The sequence below is a fragment of the Flagellimonas flava genome, assembly GCF_050617915.1.
GTDB lineage: Bacteria > Bacteroidota > Bacteroidia > Flavobacteriales > Flavobacteriaceae > Flagellimonas > Flagellimonas flava_A.
Genome location: NZ_JBODQE010000015.1, coordinates 34,529 through 43,102, shown reverse-complemented (window position 1 = coordinate 43,102; position 8,574 = coordinate 34,529). Strand labels below are relative to the sequence as shown.

General features: G+C 39.5%; 6 protein-coding genes. 4 read left to right on the top strand and 2 right to left on the bottom strand.

The genetic code is table 11. The annotated features are described in order from the left end of the window. Window positions 1-240 precede the first annotated feature (240 nt). The 4 genes from ACRHOZ_RS20315 to ACRHOZ_RS20300 all read left to right on the top strand — a co-directional run bounded on the left by ACRHOZ_RS20315 (window position 241) and on the right by ACRHOZ_RS20300 (window position 4,930). Window positions 241-2,649: an N-6 DNA methylase gene (locus ACRHOZ_RS20315; RefSeq protein WP_431129898.1), complete on the top strand. Its 2,409-nt coding sequence runs from the start codon at window positions 241-243 to the stop codon at window positions 2,647-2,649. After that, entirely contained in the window at window positions 2,642-3,577 is a 936-nt protein-coding gene (locus ACRHOZ_RS20310; RefSeq protein WP_431129895.1) for an RNA-binding domain-containing protein, read from the top strand. Before ACRHOZ_RS20315 ends, ACRHOZ_RS20310 begins: the two co-directional genes overlap by 8 nt. Window positions 3,578-3,634: 57 nt before the next feature. After that, the gene (locus ACRHOZ_RS20305; RefSeq protein ID WP_431129892.1) at window positions 3,635-4,066 is read left to right on the top strand and encodes a DUF6998 domain-containing protein; all 432 of its coding nucleotides are present in this window, start codon (window positions 3,635-3,637) and stop codon (window positions 4,064-4,066) included. A 375-nt stretch (window positions 4,067-4,441) separates the two neighbouring features. Further along, window positions 4,442-4,930, top strand: coding sequence for a hypothetical protein (locus tag ACRHOZ_RS20300; protein WP_106143253.1), 489 nt, complete (start codon window positions 4,442-4,444; stop codon window positions 4,928-4,930). 34 nt (window positions 4,931-4,964) lie between these two features. Here ACRHOZ_RS20300 and ACRHOZ_RS20295 read toward each other — a convergent pair whose 3' ends face one another. Then, on the bottom strand, window positions 4,965-8,006 hold the full coding sequence (locus ACRHOZ_RS20295; RefSeq protein WP_106143252.1) for a TraQ conjugal transfer family protein: 3,042 nt from the start codon (window positions 8,004-8,006) through the stop codon (window positions 4,965-4,967). 18 nt (window positions 8,007-8,024) lie between these two features. Then, entirely contained in the window at window positions 8,025-8,573 is a 549-nt protein-coding gene (locus ACRHOZ_RS20290) for a conjugal transfer protein TraO (RefSeq protein WP_106143251.1), read from the bottom strand. Between the last annotated feature and the right edge of the window lies 1 nt (window position 8,574).

Below are 8,574 nucleotides of genomic sequence, written 5' to 3'. Positions count from 1 at the left end.
ACTATGCTCACTTTGGTCCGCCGCGGGTGGCTCACTTTGACCCGCCGAAGGTGGTATACTATGCCCGTTTTTTGCACTAAAGAACAAAAGTGGCAAAATTTACTATCAATCTATTGGCTATTAAATAGTAATTTAAGGGGTTTTGGCAATTCTTCTGACATTGAGTTTATAGTTACCACACTGTTTTTCTACAAGCGACTTTATGATACAGAAAAAGTTCTATCAAAGGTCTTTTTTAATGTGACTAATCCTAAGTATCTTAACCAAGACTTCAATGATTTTCAAGATAACTTTATAAATGATTGGTTTAATGAGTTATCCCATTTAGACCCAACACTTCAAACTAACTTTAGTATTTTTCAAGATTTCATTGATTTAGCAAAAAGGCTTGAAAAAAAGATAATTTTCCGACTTCTAGAATCCCTAAAAGAATTTGATACTTCCGCTTTTTCAAATGAAGAATTTGGAAAGGCTTTTGAATACATAATAGAGTTGAATGGAATTGAATCCTCGAAGAGTGGTTTAATTCGAACTCCAAGAGACATTATAGATCTCATGGTTAGTATTCTCAATCCAACAGTTGGAGACTTATATGACCCAGTGTGTGGAACTGGTGGATTCTTAACACAAGCCAAAAGAATTTCCAATAATTTAAATTTATTTGGCTCCGAAATAAATTATAGAATTGCTCGAATTGCGGCCATGAATCTAATTATGAATGGGGTTGAAACGGCCCGTATTCAGGCCGAAAGTTGTTTCAATCAATTATCAAATGACACTTTATATGATTATATAATTGGTGATTTGCCAATTACAGGAGGTGTTGCGGGTAATCAGATTGAGGAACTTATCAGAATTTGGAATATAAACCTGACCAAAAAGAATAAAGGTTTTGGAGTTTTCCTCCTACTCAGTATTGCAAAACTAAAATATTCTGGAAAAGCAATCTTTACCGTATCCGAAAGCTTTCTTTTCAGAAAAGGAGTTGATCAGGTAATCAAAAACACTTTGCTTGAAAGGGATCAAATTGAAACTATCATAAGTCTTCCCACTGGTATTTTAAAGCCTTATACAAAAGGAAAGGCTTCTATTATTGTCCTTAACAATAATAAACCTGACTACTTATTGGATAAAATAAAATTCATTGATTTATCAAATCAAAATGAGTATTTGGAATTGGGAACCAATGAAATCTCAAGAATCTATAACGATGTTAATGAAAATGAGTTCAGTCAAGTTGTTAGCAAAGTCGAAATACTTCAATTTAATACCTTAAATCCCAAATATTATACTAAAGAATCATCTAACTTAAGGGAGTTACTTGTTTCTGGAAGCGCAAAGTTACTGAACGAGCTTGCACGTTTACAAGGTGGTAAAAGGCTTCTTAATAATGAAGATGTTAGCCAAGAATATGGAACTCCATACATCAGAATAGAGAATTTAGAGCGAGATGTTCTTGACATGTATTTATCAAAAGAATCGGTCAAGGATTATATTTCCACCAATTTACACGAGTACGATTCTTCAATAATTGATAAGGAATGTATTCTAATTGGCAAAATTGGTGATAATCTAAAGCCAACCTATTTTAAACCAACTTTGGAACTTGAAAAAATAATTATTCATCCAAATGTAGTTGCCATTTTCCCAAAGACAAACCTTGAGATATCATTGGAATATTTGTATTATCAATTGTATAGCAACGTGGTAAAAAATCAATTAGAAAAATACCAACCTAAATCAATTGTACCTTTCCTAACACTCAGTTCTTTAAAAGAACTTATAATCTTATTTCCAGATTTTGAATCTCAACAGAAATTCATTGAAGTTGAAAAAGCCACGATAATCGCAGCAGAAAGGTCAAGGATTGATGAGAGAATTAAAAAGCTAGGCTATAAGGAACAGGCCGAAGAAAGGGAATTGGACGTTGTAAGAACAATAACACATCAATTAAGACATAAACTAACCAATCTACACTCATTAGTTGAAAAAGCTATTTCAATTTCCAAAAAAAGAGGCCTTGGGGGATATAAACAGTATGATGAGGATGATGAAATACTTATACCGGAACCAGGTTTCGAAGAACCAGAAAATGAAACTCTATCCTCTACACTTCATAAATCAAAGGAGAAATCCCTTTTTCTCTCAAAAATTCTAATTGATGTAGAAAAAGCAATTACACTGGATTTAACTTTTGAGCAAGTAGAACTCGTGGCTTTTCTTAAAAATATATGTTCAGAATTTGAATCTGATGGATACTTTTTTGATGTGTCTGGAGACAAAGTAACTGTTGAAGTTTCCAAAACACATTTTGTGGATTTAATTCAAACCCTAATAGAGAATGCTCAACAGCATAGTTTCAAAGAACAAAGAAAGGTAAAGAGGATAGGTTTCAAAGTTAAACCCGATTTTAATCGAGGTTTAATTCTAATTGAATATTCCAATAATGGCCAACCGATAAGTATTTCTCAGAAAGAATACGTGTCAATTTTAACGAGGTCAAAATCTAGTTCTGGCTCAGGAATTGGCGGATACTACATAAACAAGATAATTGAAGCACACAATGGTTCATTAGAAGTCCAAGAAAATCTAAAAACGGGGGTTAGAATAAACATTGAACTACCAATGAGTCAAAACAATTATGAGTAAAAGCATTTTGTTAATTGATGATGAAGAAAGTTTTAAAGAGGCTTTCAAAATCATATCACAGAAAAATGGCTACAGGTTAGCTTGGGGAAGAAGTTTTGAGGACTTGGAAGACTTACTGCCCCGGTTAGTTTCGAAAATAACAGCAGTTGTTTTAGATGTTAAGTGTTTAATTAAAAACAACCAAGAGATTGAAAAACCAGATTTTTTAGGAGTAGCAATTAATCATTTAAATAAGTACTATTCGGAACTCCCAAGAATTATTTTGACTGGAGATGAAAAGGCTCTTGATGCGTTCAAAATTCTGTTCAATCCTGAGACAGAAGATATTTTTACAAAATCTCCCGGAGAAATTGAGAAGCTTTTCGAAAAAGTCAACGAGCATCATGAGAGTTTCGAGACTAGATTTCTTAAAACAGAAGAGAAAATCATTGGTGAGTTATTAAATAGCACAGAAGACAAAAAACTTGAATTCAAATCCTCACTAAGGTACTGTTTAAAGGAAAAAATTGTAAAAAAAGAATTAGAATTCTCATGCTTCAAGAATATTGCTGCATTCCTAAATGGCGAAGGTGGTACATTATTAATAGGTATTGATGATGAAAGAAATGTTATTGGCTTAGATAATTCAGATTTTACAACATTTAAAAAAGAAAATAAAATTGACGAATTTAAACTGCATTTTGATAATCTAACTGAAAACTATTTTGGAAATGCTGTACAACGAGTTATTGACGTCTCACTAATAAGTTTTGAAGGCAAAACTATTTGCAAATTAAGCGTTCATCAGAAATATCAATCTCCAATTTTTATAAAGAAAAAAACTCCCAACCAAAAGGCATATGACGCCTTTTACATACGTAGACAAGCAAGCGCCAAGGAGTTAAAGGGCAAAGAACTTGACGAGTATATTAACGGGCATTGGTCGTGATTTTTGAATAAGTCAAATAGCAAGGACCAAAATTCAAACACTTTTGTAATAGTGGAAATGAAAGAAATCCAACAACTCTTAGACATCACAAGTTCATTAAAAGAACAATATCAAGGAAAACTTGATTTTTCTCTAGATGGCAGATTGGTAGGGGATATTGGAGAAGCGTTAGTAACCAAACATTTTGATATAGAGTTGTATGGTAAGAATGAACAAACTTATGATGGGTACCATAGACTTACAGGTAAGAAAGTTCAAATAAAGTCCAGTATGGCCTACAACTTTAGCTATCCGTACAATATTGACTTGGAGCATTTCTTAGCAGTGCACATTAAACCGAATGGGGAACTAGAGGTTTTGTACAACGGCCCAGGTAAATACATCAATCAGTTTTTAAAAAACAACAAACGAAAATCATACCGTAGAATTTGGACTACTATAGCTGCCAGTCATTTGAGAGAACTAAATAGTAAGCTAATAGACCATTAGCAACTACCGGTATTAGTGGATAAGAAAAAGAATTCTAACATATATGGTTAGCTTCTTTTTTGGAACTTTTTACATTATGCCCTTTGGCCGCATTACCAGGATAGCAGCTAAACTCCGAAAACTATACTCCAAAAAAGTAGAATTCTTTACAAAATCCGCTTTTTGTAAAGAGTTTAAATCTACTATAAAGCCATTTTTATTAACCGTCTAAAAGTTCAAATAAAGGGTCCTTTGAAAATAATTTGGTAAATCAGTGATCATTAGGCCTTAACCATTGGCCAACTCGATTACCGAAATTTTGAATCTTAGGGGGCTTCCTTGATTACAATTCCTCGATATCGCTATCTTTACCATAAACCCCACAAATCTACTGTAATGAAAACTTCAAAAAATTTGCTGTTACCTTTGCTCGTTGTGACGCTCCTTTTATCCTGTAGTGATGACGATGGCACCGTTGCCATGGATAATAGGGCAGAGACCCTGTTCGGACAATGGGAATATGAAGCCATCGATTCTGATACCGCTGTGGATATCAATGGAGATGGAACCGTAAATGTGGATTTGTTCAATACCAATGAAATCCGTCAATGTATAAAAGATAATTTGACATTTTTTAGTTCTCGAGGGTCAGGTGAAAAAAGTGCATTTTCAATAAACGAAAATGGCCTGTCCTGTGGAGAAGTACCAGCTTTCCAGAATGTGGAAGATGATACTTATGAACTCATCAATAATGAACTCATACGCTTTGATAATCGTAACGATTGGCTCATCATTAAATTTACCCAAAATCGATTGGTAGTTGAAGAGGAGGATTTTTTGGATGAACAGGCAGTCGTCATCACTTACACCCTTAAAAGAAGTTAGTTTAAGTTAGGTTAACCTGGGGCGCCCCCTCTTTTTAAACTCTGACTACTCTTCCAGTAACCCTTTCGCTCCATTGATTATTGGTATCCCTGACCCGGACCTCAAAATCTTGATCAAGGTATCTCAAGCGGCTTTCCCGAGCTTCTTCTTCTAACAAAAAGTATCGGTCAACCCCATTGCCGATGGCTTCATTGTAGTTGAAGACCCGTGTATCCCAGCGGTTGTCCCTTCTATTGTAAATCCTGATTTCCACTTGGTCCAATGTGGCTCCACCATACGCTTCGGAACACCCGATGTCAAAGCAGGTATATATCCGTACCTGATAATCACAGCCGTTCAATCCACCACAGCTCACATTGTGCTTTTCGCCTTTAACAAGTGCGACTGGCCTTCGTAGGGTATCCACAAAAGTACTTCCGTTTCGGGTCTCGCCTGTTGAATTGTCCACTGCAAAATCGATGGAAAACTTGTCCGGGGTATCTGGATAAAAGGTCATGTTGGTACTTCCATAATTTAAGGGAACGGTTTCCCCTTCATCATATCGAGTTCCCGAATAAATGATGTATCCTGCTCGATTCCCACGAAATGAGAAGACCATCTCATAGGTCACCGTTGGGTCATGCGTCCCCTCGGCATTGGTGATCACCGTAATGTTGAACGCATCTCCCTCCAGGCGGTCTCCAGGTGCCTGGCTTATGGTAAGATCAAATTGTTCCACATATCGTTCATAGGATAGGCTCACATTGGCCATCTTTGGTACATTGGATGAAGATCTGACATTGAATACAATATCATGGTCGCCCTCAGAGAGGCCTGTATAGTTCCCTGTAAACGATCCTACCGGGACAGTGAACGTTTCACCTGGACCATAAACGCTTCCATCAAATTCAAAACTGCTATTGGCATTGCCCGTGGAATAGTACAGGGTATACGTGTCGCCCCCTAGTCCCAACTCGGTGATGTTGAAATTAATTGTGGTGGATTCCCCAATGAAACCACCGGGCCCCGTTGCATTGGCCGTGAAATTGTAATCCTTGGGACTGACATTGACCGTAATTTCAACAGGTTTCTCCAATCCCGTTTCGTTTTGGGCGAAGAAGGTTATCAATACCGTTCCCTCGCTCACCCCCTCCAGGCTCCAGTTGAAATTCCCCTTGGGAATGTCATAACTGTTGCCAGGGCTTACGGTATTCCCATTCGTATCCTTTATCAGTGCGTTCCCGGTCATTGTAAACCGCATGGTATAGTCGGAAGATCCCACCGTCTCCGAAATGTTGAAATTGACCGAGGTGACCTCCCCAATGGAAATATCCGATTTTTGGATACCTCCCGTAAATGAAAAATCGACCTGTTGGTAGGTGATGGCAATGGGATTCGTGGCGTGGGTCACCCCTGAGCCGGATTCCACGCTGAAGACCAGATTGTGCTCCCCGGGCTCAAAGCCCGTATAAAAGATGTTATTGGCATCCGCACCCAGATTAAACTTTTCGCCTGGTCCATAGGTGTTTCCGCCAATGCTCACCTGCCCGCTCTTACCGGAAGTGAAAAATGCCTCATAAGTGTCATTGGTGCCCTCGGGTTCCTCATCGATATTGATAATGCCCGAAACTGGGATATTGCTGAATTCCGAGGTCTTGGATGGCGTGAAGGTCACTTCAAATTCGTTCTGCTTGATCTCGAGATCAATGATGACAGGTTCGGAAGACTGTCCAAAATTGTCCGTGACAACAAAGGAAATCCTGTGCGTGTCCGTGGTTTCCGGAATGTAGAACAATGAGAAATTGCCGAAGTTCACGGGATAATCCGTGGAATTCCTGAGCTCCGTACCACTTTCATTTCTGAGCGTACCGTTTCCATCCAAGATCTCATAGGATACACTGTACTGGATATTATTGGTATTCCCATTGGACTTGATGTTGAAGTTGAATTGAGTCCGCTCCCCTATAAAGACGGAGTTGCTCTCCGAACTTCCCGAAAAGGTAAATGGAATGTTGGCCACGGCTATCTCGACGCTGTCCCTTTTGGTCTGACCGTTACTGTCCCTAACATCAAAATAGATTTTACGCTGGCCAAGCTCCACACTTTGGAAGGTATAGTTATAGTTGCCGGGCAATATTGGTCTGTTGGTTCCAGGGTCCATGACCCCACCGTTCTGATCCCTGACAGTTCCTCCTCCCTCGCTCTCTGGGGAAAAGGCATGGCTTATTTCATAGGTGACATCGCTTTCCTCATCCTGTGTCTGCAAGTCGATGTTCACCGCCAGGTTGGTGTTCAATTCCACTTGGGAAGAGCCTGCAGTTGCCCGAAAACTAAAGTTCAGATTGCCGACCTGTAACAACAGTTCCCGGGTTATCGTGGCCCCATCGGGGGCTACCGCCGTCATGGTCAGACGATGCTCCCCCAAGGTCTCGGGCTGATAGCCAAACTCGGTCACCCCTTTCGGCAAACGGAACTCCTTGCCCGGCTCATGGGCGGTATCCCCAACATATAAAAGCCCTGTGCCGTTTTCCAACTGATAGGTGATTTTGAAATCCCCAGTACCGTCGCTCTGTGGTCCGACCGTCTCCTTGTCCCGTATCAGCGTGGCATTGATTGGATTTTTACTATTGATGATAAGGGCCTCAGAACCTTTGGTCAATACAAAGCCAAAACTGGCAAAGCTGGTATTGTAGACAAGGTCCAGTTCCTTGGTCAGTTGATTGGAATCCCAAGCATATAACTTAACCTTATGGGCACCAGTATCAACGGCCATATAGTTTAGGCTTATATCAAAATCAGTTAGGGGAATCGTGTCGTTTTCCCGTATCGTATCGTTTTCGCTTCCCAAATAATAGCCCTTTCCATCTATCATGGTATAACGCATGTAATATGTCACATCGGAGACCGTGCGCTCAGGTTCAAGGGAAAAGTCGGTCTTGGAAGCCTCAAAAATGAAGATGTCCTCTTCGTTGGTTCCCGAAAAGGAAAAATCGAAGGAGTCCTCGATGATATTTTCAAAATCCTTGCTACATGCGAAAAATAGAATTAGACACAGTACTGTAGCGGATACTATATAGCGTGGGGTGTGTGTTCTCATAGTGTTCCATATAAATTCTCAAAACAAAAAATAGCGCAATCCCAATCCCGCATAGGGATAAAAGTTTCCTACATCGGAATTGATATGATAATATTCGTTGGCCTTGATCAAAAGCGAAAAATCATTGCTCAATGCAAACTCAGCCTCTGCACCCAGATAGCCGCCATAAATAAACTGGCTCTCGGCATCAATCAATGCTCCATTGGGAAGCTCGTTGCTTCCATTATTGATCACCTCATAACCGAACAGGCCTCCCCCGCCCACAAAAAGGCTGAAACCTCTACGGGGTGATATATAGACCCTGTAGTAGAGCCCGGGCTGTATGGTAAATATGTTATAGGGGATGTCCGTAGGGCCATCCTCAGCAAAAGCCGCCAGAACGCTTATCTGAAAATATTTGAACCGATTGGGATGGAAGTTAAAGGTTCCCATCACTCCAAAGCCGTCCTCCACGTAACCTCCACTGACCCCGACCGAAGACGCCAGGTTTCCACGCATTTGGGCCATTAGTGACACACTGGACAACATCAAAATCAAAAAAACAAGGTAGCGTAATCGTTTTGTCATA

Bases quoted from the DNA above. Each gene is read 5' to 3' on its own strand.
- ACRHOZ_RS20310 (WP_431129895.1), top strand. From the start codon at position 2,642: ATGAGTAAAAGCATTTTGTTAATTGATGATGAAGAAAGTTTTAAAGAG.
- ACRHOZ_RS20305 (WP_431129892.1), top strand. From the start codon at position 3,635: ATGAAAGAAATCCAACAACTCTTAGACATCACAAGTTCATTAAAAGAA.
- ACRHOZ_RS20300 (WP_106143253.1), top strand. From the start codon at position 4,442: ATGAAAACTTCAAAAAATTTGCTGTTACCTTTGCTCGTTGTGACGCTC.
- ACRHOZ_RS20295 (WP_106143252.1), bottom strand. From the start codon at position 8,006: ATGAGAACACACACCCCACGCTATATAGTATCCGCTACAGTACTGTGT.
- ACRHOZ_RS20290 (WP_106143251.1), bottom strand. From the start codon at position 8,573: ATGACAAAACGATTACGCTACCTTGTTTTTTTGATTTTGATGTTGTCC.